Source organism: Paracoccus aminovorans, from assembly GCF_900005615.1.
Lineage (GTDB): Bacteria > Pseudomonadota > Alphaproteobacteria > Rhodobacterales > Rhodobacteraceae > Paracoccus > Paracoccus aminovorans.
In genome coordinates, this window is sequence record NZ_LN832559.1 from 1191119 (window position 1) to 1206857 (window position 15739).

Consider the following 15739-nt stretch of genomic DNA (forward strand, 5'->3'; position numbering starts at 1 on the left):
CGGTGCCTGCGGGCGGGTAGCCCTCCCCGGGTATTTCGGAAACGGAAACATGCGGCGCCCGGGCTGCGGTGCGATCCCGGGCGGCGGAAAGGCTGGGCGGCTGCACGCCGCCCAGCCGGGGCTCAGCCTTGGATCGCCGCCCGCGCCGCGACGATGCGGGTCGCGGCTTCGGCCGCCTCGCGTCCCTTCTGCACGAAATGCGCACGGAAGATGGCGTTGTGATGCTCGGTTTCCTGGTAGTGATGCGGCGTCAGCGACACCGACAGCACCGGAACGCCGCTGTCGAGCCCGGCGCGCATCAGCCCGTCGACCACGGCTTGCGCGACGAAATCGTGGCGATAGATGCCGCCATCGACCACCAAGGCGGCGGCGATCACCGCGGCGTAGCGGCCGGTCGTCGCCAGGTCGCGGGCCATCAGCGGCATCTCGAAAGCGCCGGGCACGTCGAAGACATCGACCTGGTCGCGCGGCAAGGTCTGGCAGAAACCTTCCAGCGCCTGGTCGACAATGTCGGCGTGCCAGTTCGCCTTGATGAAGGCATAGCGGGTGTGTGTCATCCGTGATCTCCCTTGCAAGTGACACGTCACCCAAGGCGATCACATGAGGGCCCGCCCCCCTTCGGGGCCGGCTCGCACGCTCTCTTCCATCCGGACTGTGACCGTCGGCCCAGGAATCGCACCTGGTCTGCTGACCCTTGCCGGGGCAAGGCGCTCGCGGGCTTGCATCGCTGCTTACCGCCGGTGGGGAATTCCGCCCCGCCCTGAGAACCCGGCTTGAATGCCAGCCGTCGCGGCGGGATGCAAGTCTCAGAGCAGCCGCTCGGCCTCCTGGATCGCGAAACGATCGGTCATGCCTGCGACATAATCGAGGACGATTCGCGCGCGCTGCGTTTCGTCCGCCGCCGCCTCGGCCGCCTGGAACCAGTGCTCGGGCATTTTCGAGGGGTCGTTCAGGAACAACGGAAAGAGGCCGTTCAGCATCTCGGTCACGCGCCGGCGCTCGACCACCACGGTCGGGGCGCGATACATGCGCTGGAACAGGAACAGCTTGATCGCCTTGAGGTTCTGGTAAAGCGGCTTCGAGAAGCGGATGATCGGCCCCTCCATGGCGCGGATGTCGTCCACGCTTTGCGGCTGCAGGCTGGCGAGGCGGTTCTGGGCGACCGCGATCACGTCCTCGACCATCACGCCGAAGACGCGGCGCAGTGCCTCATGCCGGCGCCGCATCGGTTCCAGGCCGGGGTGCAGCGCATCCACCTGCGCGAAGGCCTCGCCCACCACGGGCAGTTCTGCCAGGTCGGCTTCGGTGAAGAGGCCGGCGCGCAAGCCGTCGTGCAGGTCGTGGTGGTTATAGGCGCAGTCGTCCGCCACGGCCGCCACCTGTGCCTCGGCGCTGGCGTTGGTGTGCAGTTCCAGGTCCCATTCCGCGTTCACCTCGGCCAGGGCATAGGGCAGGGGGCCGGTGACGGGACCGTTATGCTTGGCGATGCCCTCCAGGCTTTCCCAGGTCAGGTTCAGCCCGTCGAAATCCGCGTAGTGGCGTTCCAGCTTGGTCACGATGCGCAGCGCCTGGGCGTTGTGGTCGAAGCCGCCATAGGGCGTCATCAGCGCGGCCAGCGCATCCTCGCCGGTATGGCCGAAGGGCGGGTGGCCAAGGTCGTGGGCCAGGGCCACCGTCTCGGCCAGGTCGGTGTTCAGGCCCAGGGTGCCGGCGATGGTGCGGGCGACCTGCGCCACCTCGATCGTATGGGTCAGGCGGGTGCGGTAATAGTCGCCCTCGTGCTCGACGAAGACCTGGGTCTTGTGCTTCAGCCGGCGAAAGGCCGAGGAATGGATGATGCGGTCGCGGTCGCGCTGCCAGGGGCTGCGAAAGGTGGACATGCGCTCGGGCCAGCGGCGACCGCGGCTTGCTTCGGGCTGGCAGGCATAGGGTGCCGTCATCGCGTCCGTTCCTTGCAGGCGTTTGCGGCGAACCCTATATTCCATGCCTGACGACGGAAACGGGAACGCCCCATGAACGTGGAACTGAACCTGCCCCCCAGGGTGACCGAGCGCGCCTTCCAGCGCCTGGCCGAGATCAACGAGGGCGGCCCGGCGCGGCCGCTGCGGGTCGCGGTTGCGGGCGGCGGCTGCTCGGGCTTTCAATACGACATCCGGCTGGACGACGCGGCCGAGGACGATCTGCTCTTGCAAAGCGACGGCCAGACCGTGGTGGTCGACCCGGTGTCGCTGCCCTTCCTCGCCGGCGCCACCATCGACTTCGCCGACGAGCTGATCGGGGCGCGCTTCACCATCGACAACCCGAACGCCAGCTCGTCCTGCGGCTGCGGCACGTCCTTCTCGATCTGATCTGGCGCGAGCCGGCGCGGGCGGCTAGTCTCGCGCGCATGAAAATCGCGACATTCAACATCAACGGCGTCCGCGCCCGGATCGAGACCCTGACCGGCTGGCTTTCCGAGGCTGAGCCCGACGTCGTGGTCCTGCAAGAGATCAAGTGCCAGGACGAGGGCTTCCCGCGCGAGCCCATCGCCGACCTCGGCTACAATATCGAGACGCATGGGCAAAAGGGCTTCAACGGCGTCGCCATCCTGTCGAAGCTGCCGCTCGAGGACGTGACCCGCGGCCTGCCGGGCGATGACACCGACGAACAGGCGCGCTATATCGAGGCGACGGTGGTCGGCCATCGGGCGTTGCGGGTGGCGGGGCTCTACCTGCCCAACGGCAATCCGCAGCCGGGACCGAAATTCGACTACAAGCTGGCTTGGATGCAGCGCCTGCACGACCACGCGCGCCAATTGCTCGCGACCGAAATGCCGGTGCTGATGATGGGCGACTACAACGTGATCCCCGAGGCCCGCGATGCCGCCAGACCGGAAAAATGGCTGGACGACGCGCTCTTCCGGCCCGAAAGCCGCGCCGCCTTCCGCCGCATCCTGCACCAGGGCTGGATCGAGGCGGTGCGGCTGCGCGACGCGGACGGCAGTCGCGGTCCCTTCACCTTCTGGGACTACCAAGCCGGCGCCTGGCAAAGGGACGACGGCATCCGCATCGATCACGTGCTGCTGTCGCCGCAGGCGGCCGACCTGCTGATCGATCTGGGCATCGACCGCGACGAACGCGCCAAGGACAAGCCCAGCGACCATGTCCCGGTCTGGGTCGACCTGGACGCCTGACCGGCTTTTTCCGTTGCGGAAATACCCCGGGGGACGCCCCTTCGGTCCCATCTGACAGGTGACAAAAGGTTTGAGCCTTTCGGCGCGAAAGTCGCCATTTTCGTGGGATCGCGAAAATTCTTATAAGAAAATCAATTGGTTAGGGTGGATGTCGTGCGCAGTTTTGCGCACGACGCACGATTCGTTCAGACCTGCCTATTGTCTCTATCCAGCAGCGTGGTGAGATTGTCGAAAAGCGCGCGCCGCTCCTCTCCTGCTGGGTTTGAGCTACTCCCTGATCATTGGACAGATTTCCGGACCGTCTAAGCTACTGCCTTCGCCTACTGGTCGGTTTCGATCTGGTTGAAGTAGTCCACGGCGGGCGGCTGTCCGCCATGGGCGGCGTGGGGCCGCTGGTGGTTGTAGAAGGTGATCCAGCGACCGATTGCAGTCTTGGCCTGCGAGCCGGTCTCCCAGGCGTGCAGGTAAACGCATTCATACTTCAGGGATCGCCACAGACGCTCGATGAAGACGTTGTCGATGCAGCGCCCTTTGCCGTCCATCGAGATCCGGGTGCCGACCCGCTTCAGGCGATCCGTCCAGGCGAAGGATGTGAACTGGCTGCCCTGATCCGTGTTCATGATCCCGGGCGCGCCGAAGCGATGGATGGCCTCGTTCAGCGCCTCGAGGCAGAAGTCGGCCTCCAGCGTGTTCGATATCCGCCACGCCAGCACCTTGCGGGTGAACCAGTCCATGATGGCGACGAGATACAGGAAGCCGCGCCGCATCGGCAGGTAGGTAATGTCGGCGCACCAGACCTGACCGGGGCGGTCCACGCGCAGCCCGCCCAGCAGGTAGGAATAGGTCTTGTGGCCCTTTCTCGGCTTGCTGGTGTTGGGTTTCTGGTAGATCGGCATCAAGCGCATGAGCCGCATCAGCCGCCGGATTCGCTTCTGGTTCACACCGTGACCCTCGTTCTGCAGATGCCAGGTCATCTGCCGGACGCCATAGAAGGGTGTATCCAGGAACTGCCGGTCGATCAGCTGCATCAGAGCCAGGTTCACTTCCGTCTCACCTAATGGCTCGTGGTAGAACGACGAGCGCGAGATCGACAGCAAGCGGCACTGCACGCCGATCGACAGCGCAGGATGGTCCCGCTCGATCATCCCGCGCCTCATTTTCCGGTCCACGGCTTGAGCTTTCGTGACAAAAAATCGTTGACGACAGCCAGTTCTCCGATCTTGGCATGCAGCGATCGGACCGTCTCCTCGTCCACCTCCACCGGCTTCCGACTGCCCCGCTCGAAGATATCCGCAGCGCCTTCCAACAGCGCTTTCTTCCATTGATGGATCATCGTCGGATGCACGCCGTATTCGGCCGCCAGCTCCGATACCGTGCGCTCGCCCTTCACGGCTTCCAATGCCACCCGCGCCTTGAAGCCCGCGTCATGGTTCCTGTGCTTCCTCATGTTCTGATCCCCTCGTCCTTGGAGACCAGCAGACGTCAGATCGTAGCTTCCGTCACTGGCCGATTTCCGGGGAGTAGTTCAACTTACCGATCACGCGGCGTATCTGTCGGCGAATGAGGCCCGGATCCGCGCCATGGAGACGACGACGGCGCGGCAGGACGAGCGGCCGATCCTGATCCTCGACGGCCTGCGCACGATCGACGCGAGGCTCGATATCGGGCATCATCCCTGATGCCGAGGTAACTTGGCCGGAAGGAAACTCGGAAACACGACACACAACCCTTCCGGCCATGCGTGCTATTTGCACCCGCTTGACGTGCGCGGCAACTTGTCTCTTTCGACAGGCCGGTGGAGGTGCCCCCAGCGCCGTGATGCGCTTGGGGCGCTGGGGGCTGTGGCGATAGACGCCACACAAAGGCCAACAGGAAATCGAACGGTGCGTTCCGGGTCTTGCCATAAAGCAAGCGTCCAGATCGAGGCATGGCGGCATTCGGCGTCCACCCCAATCGGCCCCCGCTGTCCTGTGTGCGCACCGGTAGAAGGCCGAAGGCCGCAGGCTCTGCAGAGGAGCGGCAATCTCAGCATAGCATGTCAGCCCGCTTCGGCGGGTTATTTCATGAGGTAATCATGCCCACGGCACGAAACGACATCATTCGCATCACGGCCGGCGACCTGATCGAAGGGTTTGCCGGACACGACGAGTGCGACTGGACAGGCGGAGCGGCAACCATCATCGGCGGCGCCGACACCTTCGACGCCAACCCTATACACCCGGTAATCCCGGCGGGGACCGGCTATTCATCGAGGGGCCCGGCGCCTTTGTGCGTCTCGACGCCTGGGATACTGGCATTGCACAGCTCGGATCTGATGGCTGATCTTCACGGGCGTGGAGCGCATCCACGGCGCGGAACGGGCCGGCCTCGGACTGGACGACCAGGAGCGTGAGCCTGTTCACCGGCGACGGCAACGACGACATCGTCGGCTCGCCGCAGAAGCCGGGCCGAGGGCGGGATGAACTGCATGAACTGCTCGGCCAGAAGCGCATGGCCCGAGACCTCGATTGCCAGGCCGCCGCGCGCTCCAAACCCGTATCGCGGTCCTGGACCGGTTCACGGCCCTCAGCATCCCCGGCACGCAACCCACCGGCTGATCTCGGCAAAGGAAAGGGAAGGCTCGGCCTGGAAGCGTGCCGTGAAACAGGGCCGCTCACCGCTTCCCTTGCCGGCGCTTCTCGCCTAATTTCGCCGCCAAAGGAAAGGCAACCGCATGAGCAGCTACGAATACACCGTCATTCCCGCCCCGGCGCGCGGCGAAAAGGCGAAGGGCGCCAAGACCGGGATCGACCGCTTTGCCGCAACGCTGGCCGATGTGCTGAACGACATGGCCCGCGACGGCTGGGACTATGTCCGCGCCGAGACCCTGCCGGCCGAGGAACGCTCGGGCCTGACCAGCCGCAGCACCGTCTATCACAACCTGCTGATCTTCCGCCGTTCCCTGGCCGCCGAGCCGGCCCCCAGGCTGGAAGCGGCCGCGCCCGTGTCGCAGCCCGAACCCGCACCGGCAGAGCCCGAACCCGCGCCGGTCCGTGCCCCCTTCAGCCAGCCGATGCGCGCCATGCCCAAGCAGCCGCCGCAGGCCCGCGTGCCGGAACCGCCGTTGACCGCGCCGCAGCCCGCAGCCCCCGTCGGCCCGCGCCTCGGCCCCGCCAGCCGCTGATCTTACCGTTGCCCAAATACCCCGGGGTGAGCCCCGCAGGGGCGAGGGGCGGAGCCCCTACCAGTGCGGTGGCCGCTGGTCCGCCAGCGGGATGGTGCCGCCCTCGGCCTCGCGCTCGGCCTCGCGTTCCAGCAGCAGGCCCACCCGCCGCGACAGCCGTGCGATCTCGCGCTCCTGCCGCGCCACGACCTCGGACAGATCCTCGACCACGCGGGTCAGATGCGCCACGGCCTCTTCCAGCCGCAAGCTTTGCTCGTCCTTGTCCATCCAGCCTCCATCCGTTAGACCGCCGCCTGGAAAAGCCCGAGGCAAACCATGGCGAAAGATCAGAAGAAACAGCCCCGACCCAAGGCGGAAACGCCCAAGGGGTTCCGCGACTATTTCGGCGCGGACGTGACCGAGCGCAAGCAGATGCTGGACCGCATCGCCGAGATCTATCATCGCCACGGCTTCGAGCCCCTGGAAACCAGCGCCGTCGAGACCGTCGAGGCGCTGGGCAAGTTCCTGCCCGACGTGGACCGTCCCAATGCCGGCGTCTTCGCCTGGCAAGAGGCCGAGGTGCCGGGCGGCGGCGCCGGCGACTGGCTGGCGCTGCGCTATGACCTGACCGCGCCCCTGGCGCGCGTGGCGGCGCAGTTCCGAAACGACCTGCCCAGCCCCTATCGCCGCTATGCCATGGGCCCGGTCTGGCGCAACGAAAAGCCGGGGCCGGGCCGGTTCCGCCAGTTCTATCAATGCGATGCCGATACCGTGGGTTCCGCCTCGGTCGCCGCGGATGCCGAGATCTGCGCCATGCTGGCGGCGGCGCTGGAACATGCCGGAATCGCCCGCGGCGACTACCTGATCCGCATCAACAACCGCAAGGTGCTGAACGGCATCCTGGAAGCCATGGGCGTGGCCGAGGGCAAGCCCGCGGACGACGTGCTGCGCACCATCGACAAGTTCGACAAGGTCGGCGAAGAGGGCGTGCGCCAGCTGCTGACCTCGGGCCGCAAGGACGAGTCCGGCGCCTTCATCGACGGCGTGGGCCTGAGCCCGGAACAGGCCGGGCCGGTGCTGGCCTTCCTGACCTCGAAGGGCGCGGACAACGCCGCGACGCTGCAAAACCTGCGCGCCGCCGTCGGTGCCTCGGCCGTGGGCGCCGAGGGGGTCGAGGAACTGGCCCAGATCAGCGAGATGCTCGCCGCCATGGGTGTGGGCGAGGATCGCGCCGTCATCGACCCCTCGATCGTGCGCGGCCTGGGCTATTACACCGGCCCGGTCTTCGAGGCCGAGCTAACCTTCGAGATCCTCGACGACAAGGGTCGCAAGCGCCAGTTCGGCTCGGTCGCGGGCGGCGGACGCTACGACGGGTTGGTCGAACGCTTCACCGGCCAGAAGGTACCGGCGACCGGCGTCTCCATCGGCGTGGATCGGCTTCTGGCCGCGCTGCGCGCCAAGGGGCTGATGGGCGGCACCGAGCCGGGTCCGGTCGTCGTCACCGTCATGGACCGCGAGCGCATGGCTGATTACCAGGCCATGGCGGCGGAACTGCGCGCCGCCGGCATCCGCGCCGAGGTCTATCTGGGCAACCCGAAGAACTTCGGCAACCAGCTGAAATATGCCGACAAGCGTGCCGCGCCGGTCGCGATCATCCAAGGCGCGGACGAGGCGGCGCGCGGCGTGGTGCAGGTCAAAGACCTGATCCTGGGCGCGAAGATCGCTGCCGAGGCCAGCCACGAGGAATGGAAATCCCAGCCCGCCCAGACCGAGGTGCCGTGCGACCGGCTGGTCGCCGAAGTGCGGCGCATCCTCGGATGAGCAAGCGCGAGAAACAGGCCATCGGCCAGCAGATCCTCGCCGCCTTCCGCGCCGCCGGCGCGCAGGAGGTCGCCCCCGACCTGCTGCTGCCGGCCGAGACGCTGCTGGACCTTTACGGCGAGGATATCCGCGCGCGCGCCTATGTCACCCAGGACTCGATCCGGGGCGAGATGATGCTGCGGCCGGACTTCACCGTGCCGGTCGTGCAGATGCATATGCAGAACGGCGCCGAGCCCGCGCGCTATTGCTACTTGGGCGAGGTGTTCCGCAAGCAGGACCATGGCGAGACCCAGCCCGAGCACCCGCGCGACAACGAATACCTGCAAGCCGGATTCGAGCTTTTCGCCCGAGACCCGGATGCCGATGCCGAGGTGTTTGCGCTGTTTCACGGCGTGCTGAAGCCGCTGGGCCTGCGGGCCAGCATGGGCGACATGGACCTGCTGATGGATGCGGTGCGCGCGCTGCCGCTGTCGGGCGCGCGCCGCGCCGCACTTCTGCACCACATCTGGCGGCCGCACCGCTTTGCCAAGGCGCTGGCGCGGTTCGCCGCGCCGTGCGAACCGCGCACCTGGGCCGACAGCACGGCGCCCTGGACCGGGCTGCGCAGCCCGGAAGAGATGCAGGCGCGGCTCGACCGCCTGCGCGCCGATGCCGCCGAGGCGCCGCTGCCGGCGCTCTGGGTCGCGCGGCTCGAGCGGCTGTTTGCCATCGACGCCCCGGCGCCCGAGGCGCTGCGCGAGCTGCGCGGGCTTGCCGCCGACATCCCCGACATCGCGCCGGCGGTGGACCGGCTGGAACGCAACCTCGGCCTGCTCTCGGCACGCGGCATCGACGTCGGGGCGATCCGGTTCGACGCCAGCCACGGCCGGCACACGATGGAATATTACGACGGCATGACCTTCAGCTTCACCGCCCCGGGCCGGGCCGACTGGCCGCCGGTCGCCACCGGCGGGCGCTACGATGCGCTGGCCGCGGTGCTGGGCCAGGCGCAGGACCGCGCGATCCCGGCGGTGGGCGGCATCATCCGCCCCGGGCTGGTCCATGAACTGGGGGGGCTCGCATGATCCGGCTGGGCGTGCCGTCCAAGGGGCGGCTGATGGAGCAGACCTTCGACTGGTTCGCGGCCCGCGGTGTGCGGTTGTCGCGCGCGGGCTCGGACCGCGAATATGCCGGCCGGGTCGATGGTGCAGAGAATGTCGCGCTGGTGCTGTTGTCGGCGGGCGAGATCCCGCGCGAACTGCAGGCCGGCCGCATCCATCTGGGCGTGACCGGCACCGACCTGATCCGCGAGAAGTTGGCCGGCTGGCGCAGCCATGTCGAGGAACTGGCGCCGATGGGCTTCGGCCATGCTGACCTGATCCTGGCCGTGCCGGCCTGCTGGCGCGATTGCGAGACCTTGGACGATTTCGCCACCATCGCCCGCGACTTCCGTGCCGAGCACGGCTTTCGCCTGCGCATCGCCACGAAATACCATCGGCTGGTGCGGGCCTGGCTTTCGGTCGAGGAGGTCGCGGATTACCAGCTGGTCGACAGCCAGGGCGCGACCGAAGGCACGGTGGCCAACCTGACCGCCGAGGCGATTGCCGACATCACCTCCTCGGGCGAGACGCTGCGGGCGAACCACCTGAAGATCATCGAGGGCGCGCCGATCCTGCGCAGCCAGGCGACGCTGCTGCGCTCGGTCGCGGCCGGGGACGAGGCCGAGGTGCGGGAATTCGCCGCCCGGCTGGGGATCTAGCAACCGCGGGCGGGGCAGGGGCGTTTCCCTTGGCAACCAACCGGAGGAAACCGATGCGCCTGCCCATCCTGCTGATCGCCCTTGCCGCCGCCACCCCCGCCCTGGCCTCCAGCGACGAAGCCTGGGAGCAGTTCCGCGCCGACGTGGAAAAGGCCTGCACGGCGCTGGCGCCGGCCGAGGGCGAGACGGCGATCGAGATCAACCCCTTCGGGTCCGAGAACTATGGCGCGGCATTGCTGATCACCACGCTGGCCGACGGCGGCGCCGACCGCTATGTCTGCATCTACGACAAGAAGGCCAAGACGGCCGAGCTGACCGCCGCCTTCGAGCAGCCCAAGGATGTGTCGATGCCGGCCGTGACCAGCGACGGCAATGTCGTGCCCGAGGAAACGACCAAGACGGATACGCATCTGGTCGATCCCTGACGTTTACCCCGGCTTGCCCGGTCGCAATTGAGTATTTGAAAAACGGAAAAAGCCTCAGTCGAGGCCGACCAGCGCCCGGGCGAAGTCGCGGGCGTCGAAGGCGTCGAGGTCGTCGATCTGTTCTCCGACGCCGATGGCATGGATCGGCAGGCCGAAGCGGTCGGCCAGCGCCACCAGCACGCCGCCGCGCGCGGTGCCGTCGAGCTTGGTCATGACGAGGCCCGAGACATCGGCAAGCTTTCGGAAGGTCTCGACCTGGCTCAGCGCGTTCTGGCCGGTGGTGGCGTCCAGAACCAGCAGGGTGTTGTGCGGCGCCGAGGGGTCCTTCTTGCGGATGACGCGGACGATCTTGGCCAGTTCCTCCATCAGGTCCTGGCGGTTCTGCAAGCGGCCGGCGGTGTCGATCATCAAGAGGTCGGCGCCCTCGGCCTCGGCCCGGGTCATGGCGTCGAAGGCGAGGCTGGCGGGGTCCGAACCCTCGGGCGCGGTCATCACCGGGACGCCGGCGCGCTGACCCCAGACCTGCAATTGCTCGACAGCGGCGGCGCGGAAGGTGTCGCCGGCGGCGATGACGACATTCTTGCCCGCCGCCTTGAACTGGCTCGCCAGCTTGCCGATGGTGGTGGTCTTGCCCGAGCCGTTCACGCCCACCACCAGCACCACCTGCGGCCGCTTGGGATAGATCGGCAGGGGCTTGGCGACCGGGGTCATGATCCGGGCGATCTCGGCGGCCAGAAGCTCCTTCAGTTCGGTGGCCGAGATGCGGCGGCCCATGCGGCCCTCGGCGATATTGGCGGTGACGCGCAGCGCGGTCTCGACCCCCATGTCTGCCTGGATCAGCATCTCTTCCAACTGCTCGAGCATCTCGTCGTCGAGCTCGCGCCGCGGCTCGGCAGTCTCGGCGCCGCCGAAGATCCGGCCCAGCAGACCGGGCTTCGCCGCCTCGGGCTGAGGCGCCGGCGCCGCGACGGGTGCTTCGCCTTCAGAGACGATCCCGTCCAGCCCCTCGCCGATCTTCGAGGAGGACCGCGTCAGCCGGTCGCGCAGCTTCGAGAAAAACGACATGCCAGATCCTTTTGCCAATCGCCCGGAACCTAGGCTTTCCCGGCCGAAAGGAAAAGGGCGCCGCGAAACCGGCGCCGCTTCTTTCTTTGGGCAAATATCCCGGGGTGGGGCAGAGCCCCACGGCGAATTTCGAAAGGTTTGATTTTGAATCGAAATTATATATAATAAAATCAAATTGTTGCGATGGGTAAATCCTATGCGGTTTGATACCAGAAACTTAAGAATGGCGTTTATTCTTCTCGCTTTAATGTGGCTGAAGCAGACTTCAGGCGGTCATCTTCGGTTTCTGAGCGGGTTTCATGCTGCCGGTGCCCATCGCGGGACGTTCGTTGTTGCACGTCCACAGCCGGTCAGTCGCGATCTGCTGCGGCTTCTCGATGGTCCAGCCATTCATGCCGCACCGTCCGGCCGCAACGCACGACACAGCGTTCTGCTGTGGCTTGCCGGGCTGAATGTGGTTCAGCGCAATGCCCTGTTTACCGGGCGGGACCATCGGCGTTGAACGGATGTATTCCGGGCCATTGTCGACCGTATAGCCCAGGGTCGGCCACGCCATTCGATGTGGAGGAGGGGCGGGAAACGGTCCAGTGGACTGTTTTCCCGATGATCTGGTTCAGCGACCGGAGCCCGCGCTCGAACGGAAGCGAGACGTCCTCGATGCCCAGGCCTTCGCCGTTGAAGTCGTCCGGCACCTTCAGCAGGCGGAGCTGGCGGCCATCGGCGAGACAGTCGGCCATGAATCGAAGATCCGCGAAGCAAATTCCATGGACCAGACTGTATGGGAGCCTCCGGAACGCTTGGCACTTCGGGCTTGTCACGCCTGATCCATCGCTGGGGCTTGATCCGCACGTTCAACGTCAGTTCGCAATGGATCCGATGGACAGGCTTGCGGTTCCATGGGCGCCCCTGGACGTTGCGCATGTGCAAGAAGCACAGAAGCCCCAGATTCTGTGTGTCTTTGTCAGCCCTTCCAGCAGCTTCGCGACATGCTCATCGCGCTTCGAACTGTATCGAAAGCAGGTCTCGCCGACACCGAAGGCACGGCAGGTCAGCGCAGTCCCCTGTCCCCTTCGTCGCCACAGCCTTCTCGGCCAGTTCCCGGCGTTGTGCGGGCCGTGTCATTTTTTCCAAGGCTTCCTTCGGCAGATCAGGCTGCACGTCCACATCCGCGAACATGCGTTTGAGCCGCCGGTTCTCATCCTCTGGCGGCTTGCCGATCTCGCCTGTTCTCGTGGCAGAGCATCGCCGTCGACACCGCTTCGGGCGCGCCGAAAAAACTGAACGACCCGGAGTTGCAGACCTTGATCGCCGCGCGGGTCGACCGACCTTCGCGGAAATCGCCTCGGATGTCGCGCAGCATTTCACGCGCAGCCGCCGCGTCGGCAGGGCCCGCGATCCATGACTGGCGGAAACGGGAAGGCCGGCCCGGCCGGTCCGGTGCATAACCGACCGCCGGACCGCCTCGGATGGTCTACGGACGTCGCGGCTCTTCCGAGGTCAAACCCACTGTTACCGCAGGATCAGTGATCGTGAGATACGACACCCACGAGCCGCGAGATCAGGCCTTGCCCAGATAGATGTCGACCAGCTTCTGCAGCATCTCCAGCGCATCCTCGCGCGAACGCTGGAAGCTGTTGCGGCCGATGATCGAGCCGTTGCCGCCGCCGTCGCGGATGGCGCGGGCGTCGTCAAAGACCGCGTCCGCACCCTTGGCCGCGCCGCCCGAGAACACCACGATGCGGCGGCCGTTGAACGAGGCTTCCATGCAATGCGCCACGCGCTTGGCCTGGGTCGAGATGTCGATCTTCTTGTCTTCGTAGACTTTCTTCGCTTCCGGCAGCATCAGGTGGTCCGTGGAGAGCTTGATCTTGATGATATGCGCGCCGATCAGCGCCGCGATCTGGGCGGCATAGGCGGCGATGTCGATGGCGGTTTCGCCGTCCTTGGTGATCGCCTCGCCGCGCGGATAGGACCAGATCACGGTCGCCACGCCCTTGGCGGCGGCCTCTTTCCGCATCTCGACGATCTCTTCGACCATGTCGAGCGCCATGTCCGAGCCCGGGTAGATGGTGAAGCCGATGGCCGAGCAGCCCAGCCGCAGCGCGTCGTCGACCGAAGCCGTGATCGCCTGGTTCTTGCCGGCGGTGTCCGACATCAGCGAATTGGCCGAGTTCACTTTCAGGATCGTCGGGATTTGGCCGGCGAAGGTGTCGGCGCCCGCCTCGATCATGCCCAAGGGGGCGGCATAGGCGTTCAGCCCGGCGTCGATGGCCAGCTGGTAATGGTAATGCGGGTCATAGCCGGCCGGGTTCGGGGCGAAGCTGCGCGCCGGCCCATGCTCGAAGCCCTGGTCCACCGGCAGGATGATCATCTTGCCGGTGCCGGCCAGCTTGCCGGTCATCAGCATGCGGGCCAGTTGGGCCTTCACACCAGGCGCTTCGCCCTCGTAATTCGCGAGGATCTTGCGGACGGTATCGGTCATCTGCATCGGGAACTCCATGTCGAGAATGGCGGCTGCTTAGCAGACCCCCGGCGAAGGGCAATCCGGGTTGCGCTAACGGAACCCGCAAGCCCGCCGGGCGTTTCCCTTGCGTCAGCTATACGGGAGGGACTTCCCATGGCAAACGAAGATCCGGCCGGCATTCCAGAACAGATCCGCCAGAACCGGCCCTTCTTTCTGGTGCTGGGATTGGCGTTCGTGATCGCGATCGGCACCTTTCTCTACGTCCTGTTTCTCGACACCGGTCCCAAGGACATCGAGCGCAACCCGCCTCCGGCGATCGCCGCCCCGGCGGAACCTGCGCCCGCACCGAAGCAATAACGCCCCGGACCGCTAGTCGCGCTGCGGCCGGTAAAGGTGTTTCGTTGACAACCGTCGCGGGAACCGCCCCGCGTCGGGGCGGGTTGTGCCGGGAAAGGAAACGTCCCATGTCGCACGGCAGCCATTCGCCCCGCATCGTCCCCATCGTCGCCATGGCGCTGGCAGTCGCCATTGCCGGCGTCGGAGTGGCGCTGTTCGTTACCGCCGAGTCCAAGCGTTCGCGCCCGGTCCCGGCCCAGTCCTCGCCGCTGGCGGTTCAGTCCGCCGTCCCCGCCGGCAACCGCGGGCAGGCCGACTGAACCGGGGCAGCGTCAGCCGTCAGGACTTTCGCAGCGCCGCGACGCCGGGCAGTTCCTTGCCCTCCATCCATTCCAGGAAGGCGCCGCCGGCGGTCGAGATGAAGGTGAAATCGGCCGACACCCCGGCCTTGTTCAGCGCCGCCACCGTATCGCCGCCCCCCGCGACCGAGATCAGCTTGCCTTCGCGCGTCAGCCGCGCCGCCTCTTGCGCGGCGGCATTGGTCGCGGCGTCGAAGGGCGGAATCTCGAAGGCGCCCAGCGGGCCGTTCCAGATCAGCGTCCGGCTGGACTCGAAGACCTCACGGATATGCGCCACGGTCGTGGGGCCGGCGTCCAGGATCATCGCATCCGGCGGACAGGCGTCGGCCGCCACCGTCTCGCTGGCCGCGCCGGCCTTGAATTCCCGCGCCACCACCACGTCGGTGGGCAGATGGATCTTGCAGCCGGTCTTCTCGGCCTTGGCCAGGATCTCGCGGGCGGTATCGGCCATGTCGCGTTCGGCCAGCGACTTGCCGACCTCGACCCCTTGGGCGACCAGGAAGGTGTTCGCCATGCCGCCGCCGATCACCAGGTGATCCACCTTCTCGATCAGGTTGCCGAGCAGGTCGAGCTTGGTCGAGACCTTGGCGCCGCCGACCACCGCCACCACCGGGCGCTGCGGATTGCCAAGCGCCGCGTCCAGTGCCTTCAGCTCGGCCTCCATCAGCCGGCCGGCGGCGGCGGGCAGCAGCCGCGCCAGCCCCTCGGTCGAGGCGTGGGCGCGATGCGCGGCCGAGAAGGCGTCGTTGACATAGGCCTGCCCCAGCGCCGCCAGCGAGGCGGCGAAGGTCGCGTCGTTTTCCTCTTCGCCGGGATAGAAGCGGGTGTTTTCCAGCAGCGCCACGTCGCCCGGCTTCAGGTCGGCCACCACGCGCTTGGCCGGGCCGCCGATGGCTTCCTCGGCGAATTTCACCGGCTGGCCCAGCGCCGCCTCCAGCGCCGGAAGCACGATCTTCAGGCTCATCGAATCCACGCGCTTGCCCTTGGGACGGTCGAAATGCGCCAGCAGCACCGGGATGCCGCCCTTGGCCTGGATGTCCTTGACGGTCGGCACGATCTTCTCGATCCGGGTGGCGTCGGTAACCTGGCCGTTCTCGACCGGGACGTTCACGTCCACGCGGACCAGCACCACCTTGCCGTCCAGATCCAGGTCGTCGATCGTGTTGAAGTCCGCCATGCTCTCGTCCCTTTCCTGTCGGGCTGACGCGCCCGTGCCG

General features: G+C 66.7%; 17 protein-coding genes, 1 pseudogene and 1 riboswitch. Of the genes and pseudogenes, 9 read left to right on the forward strand and 9 right to left on the reverse strand.

Annotation, left to right across the window (positions count from 1 at the left end; genetic code table 11):
- Positions 1-122 precede the first annotated feature (122 nt).
- Together JCM7685_RS06010 and JCM7685_RS06015 are read right to left on the reverse strand one after the other, a co-directional pair.
- Complete coding sequence (locus JCM7685_RS06010) at positions 123-557, reverse strand: 6,7-dimethyl-8-ribityllumazine synthase (RefSeq protein WP_074966509.1); 435 nt, start codon at positions 555-557, stop codon at positions 123-125.
- Positions 558-631: 74 nt separating this feature from the next.
- Positions 632-772: riboswitch (FMN riboswitch) on the reverse strand.
- A gap of 34 nt (positions 773-806) precedes the next feature.
- Positions 807-1940 (reverse strand): deoxyguanosinetriphosphate triphosphohydrolase, encoded by a 1134-nt coding sequence (locus tag JCM7685_RS06015; protein WP_074966510.1) that lies wholly within the window; start codon positions 1938-1940, stop codon positions 807-809.
- A gap of 72 nt (positions 1941-2012) precedes the next feature.
- On the opposite strand from JCM7685_RS06015, the gene JCM7685_RS06020 reads away from it, so the two are divergent.
- Positions 2013-2348 (forward strand): HesB/IscA family protein, encoded by a 336-nt coding sequence (locus JCM7685_RS06020; RefSeq protein ID WP_074966511.1) that lies wholly within the window; start codon positions 2013-2015, stop codon positions 2346-2348.
- Positions 2349-2386: 38 nt separating this feature from the next.
- Positions 2387-3172: an exodeoxyribonuclease III gene (gene xth / locus JCM7685_RS06025; RefSeq protein ID WP_074966512.1), complete on the forward strand. Its 786-nt coding sequence runs from the start codon at positions 2387-2389 to the stop codon at positions 3170-3172.
- 320 nt (positions 3173-3492) lie between these two features.
- Here xth and JCM7685_RS06030 read toward each other — a convergent pair.
- Positions 3493-4619 (reverse strand): IS3 family transposase gene (locus tag JCM7685_RS06030; RefSeq protein WP_408634322.1). Its coding sequence is split into 2 segments (ribosomal slippage): positions 3493-4352 and positions 4352-4619, totalling 1128 coding nucleotides; the frame shifts between segments, so codons are not numbered across the junction.
- Positions 4620-5885: 1266 nt separating this feature from the next.
- Between JCM7685_RS06030 and JCM7685_RS06035 the strand changes: the two genes are divergently transcribed.
- The gene (locus JCM7685_RS06035; RefSeq protein WP_074966515.1) at positions 5886-6335 is read left to right on the forward strand and encodes a DUF4177 domain-containing protein; all 450 of its coding nucleotides are present in this window, start codon (positions 5886-5888) and stop codon (positions 6333-6335) included.
- Positions 6336-6392: 57 nt separating this feature from the next.
- On the opposite strand, the gene JCM7685_RS06040 is transcribed toward JCM7685_RS06035, so the two are convergent.
- Entirely contained in the window at positions 6393-6602 is a 210-nt protein-coding gene (locus JCM7685_RS06040) for a SlyX family protein (RefSeq protein ID WP_074966516.1), read from the reverse strand.
- Positions 6603-6650: 48 nt separating this feature from the next.
- On the opposite strand from JCM7685_RS06040, the gene hisS reads away from it, so the two are divergent.
- Genes hisS through JCM7685_RS06060 form a run of 4 tightly spaced genes read left to right on the forward strand, consistent with a single transcriptional unit; the run spans position 6651 to position 10298 of the window.
- Entirely contained in the window at positions 6651-8135 is a 1485-nt protein-coding gene (gene hisS / locus JCM7685_RS06045) for a histidine--tRNA ligase (RefSeq protein ID WP_074966517.1), read from the forward strand.
- Positions 8132-9199 carry an ATP phosphoribosyltransferase regulatory subunit gene (locus tag JCM7685_RS06050; RefSeq protein WP_074966518.1) on the forward strand — a complete coding sequence of 356 codons (1068 nt, stop codon included), beginning with the start codon at positions 8132-8134 and terminating at the stop codon, positions 9197-9199. The genes hisS and JCM7685_RS06050 overlap by 4 nt, the downstream gene beginning before the upstream one ends.
- Positions 9196-9873 (forward strand): ATP phosphoribosyltransferase, encoded by a 678-nt coding sequence (gene hisG, locus JCM7685_RS06055; RefSeq protein WP_074966519.1) that lies wholly within the window; start codon positions 9196-9198, stop codon positions 9871-9873. The genes JCM7685_RS06050 and hisG overlap by 4 nt, the downstream gene beginning before the upstream one ends.
- A gap of 53 nt (positions 9874-9926) precedes the next feature.
- Positions 9927-10298 carry a hypothetical protein gene (locus JCM7685_RS06060; RefSeq protein ID WP_074966520.1) on the forward strand — a complete coding sequence of 124 codons (372 nt, stop codon included), beginning with the start codon at positions 9927-9929 and terminating at the stop codon, positions 10296-10298.
- Positions 10299-10352: 54 nt separating this feature from the next.
- Here the strand turns inward: JCM7685_RS06060 and ftsY are convergent, their stop codons facing one another.
- The 4 genes and pseudogenes from ftsY to JCM7685_RS06075 form a co-directional block, all read right to left on the reverse strand.
- Positions 10353-11363: a signal recognition particle-docking protein FtsY gene (gene ftsY, locus JCM7685_RS06065; RefSeq protein ID WP_074966521.1), complete on the reverse strand. Its 1011-nt coding sequence runs from the start codon at positions 11361-11363 to the stop codon at positions 10353-10355.
- Positions 11364-11628: 265 nt separating this feature from the next.
- Positions 11629-12575, reverse strand: a pseudogene (locus JCM7685_RS20210) (IS3 family transposase); the annotation flags it as partial.
- Positions 12559-12723, reverse strand: a complete 165-nt coding sequence (locus tag JCM7685_RS19830; protein ID WP_170848895.1) for a hypothetical protein — start codon at positions 12721-12723, stop codon at positions 12559-12561. The gene JCM7685_RS19830 and the pseudogene JCM7685_RS20210, both read right to left, overlap by 17 nt.
- Positions 12724-12921: 198 nt before the next feature.
- Entirely contained in the window at positions 12922-13851 is a 930-nt protein-coding gene (locus JCM7685_RS06075) for a class I fructose-bisphosphate aldolase (RefSeq protein WP_074966522.1), read from the reverse strand.
- Between the two features lie 129 nt (positions 13852-13980).
- Here JCM7685_RS06075 and JCM7685_RS06080 point away from each other — a divergent pair, with 129 nt between their 5' ends.
- Positions 13981-14184 (forward strand): hypothetical protein, encoded by a 204-nt coding sequence (locus JCM7685_RS06080; RefSeq protein ID WP_074966523.1) that lies wholly within the window; start codon positions 13981-13983, stop codon positions 14182-14184.
- A 107-nt stretch (positions 14185-14291) separates the two neighbouring features.
- Positions 14292-14483 carry a hypothetical protein gene (locus JCM7685_RS06085; RefSeq protein ID WP_074966524.1) on the forward strand — a complete coding sequence of 64 codons (192 nt, stop codon included), beginning with the start codon at positions 14292-14294 and terminating at the stop codon, positions 14481-14483.
- Between the two features lie 19 nt (positions 14484-14502).
- Here the strand turns inward: JCM7685_RS06085 and JCM7685_RS06090 are convergent, their stop codons facing one another.
- Positions 14503-15699, reverse strand: a complete 1197-nt coding sequence (locus JCM7685_RS06090) for a phosphoglycerate kinase (RefSeq protein WP_074966525.1) — start codon at positions 15697-15699, stop codon at positions 14503-14505.
- Positions 15700-15739: the final 40 nt, after the last annotated feature.

Bases quoted from the DNA above. Each gene is read 5' to 3' on its own strand.
- JCM7685_RS19830 (WP_170848895.1), bottom strand. From the start codon at position 12,723: ATGCTGCGCGACATCCGAGGCGATTTCCGCGAAGGTCGGTCGACCCGC.
- xth (WP_074966512.1), top strand. From the start codon at position 2,387: ATGAAAATCGCGACATTCAACATCAACGGCGTCCGCGCCCGGATCGAG.
- JCM7685_RS06040 (WP_074966516.1), bottom strand. From the start codon at position 6,602: ATGGACAAGGACGAGCAAAGCTTGCGGCTGGAAGAGGCCGTGGCGCAT.
- ftsY (WP_074966521.1), bottom strand. From the start codon at position 11,363: ATGTCGTTTTTCTCGAAGCTGCGCGACCGGCTGACGCGGTCCTCCTCG.
- JCM7685_RS06035 (WP_074966515.1), top strand. From the start codon at position 5,886: ATGAGCAGCTACGAATACACCGTCATTCCCGCCCCGGCGCGCGGCGAA.
- JCM7685_RS06020 (WP_074966511.1), top strand. From the start codon at position 2,013: ATGAACGTGGAACTGAACCTGCCCCCCAGGGTGACCGAGCGCGCCTTC.
- JCM7685_RS06090 (WP_074966525.1), bottom strand. From the start codon at position 15,699: ATGGCGGACTTCAACACGATCGACGACCTGGATCTGGACGGCAAGGTG.
- hisS (WP_074966517.1), top strand. From the start codon at position 6,651: ATGGCGAAAGATCAGAAGAAACAGCCCCGACCCAAGGCGGAAACGCCC.
- JCM7685_RS06060 (WP_074966520.1), top strand. From the start codon at position 9,927: ATGCGCCTGCCCATCCTGCTGATCGCCCTTGCCGCCGCCACCCCCGCC.
- JCM7685_RS06010 (WP_074966509.1), bottom strand. From the start codon at position 557: ATGACACACACCCGCTATGCCTTCATCAAGGCGAACTGGCACGCCGAC.
- JCM7685_RS06075 (WP_074966522.1), bottom strand. From the start codon at position 13,851: ATGCAGATGACCGATACCGTCCGCAAGATCCTCGCGAATTACGAGGGC.
- JCM7685_RS06050 (WP_074966518.1), top strand. From the start codon at position 8,132: ATGAGCAAGCGCGAGAAACAGGCCATCGGCCAGCAGATCCTCGCCGCC.
- hisG (WP_074966519.1), top strand. From the start codon at position 9,196: ATGATCCGGCTGGGCGTGCCGTCCAAGGGGCGGCTGATGGAGCAGACC.
- JCM7685_RS06080 (WP_074966523.1), top strand. From the start codon at position 13,981: ATGGCAAACGAAGATCCGGCCGGCATTCCAGAACAGATCCGCCAGAAC.
- JCM7685_RS06015 (WP_074966510.1), bottom strand. From the start codon at position 1,940: ATGACGGCACCCTATGCCTGCCAGCCCGAAGCAAGCCGCGGTCGCCGC.
- JCM7685_RS06085 (WP_074966524.1), top strand. From the start codon at position 14,292: ATGTCGCACGGCAGCCATTCGCCCCGCATCGTCCCCATCGTCGCCATG.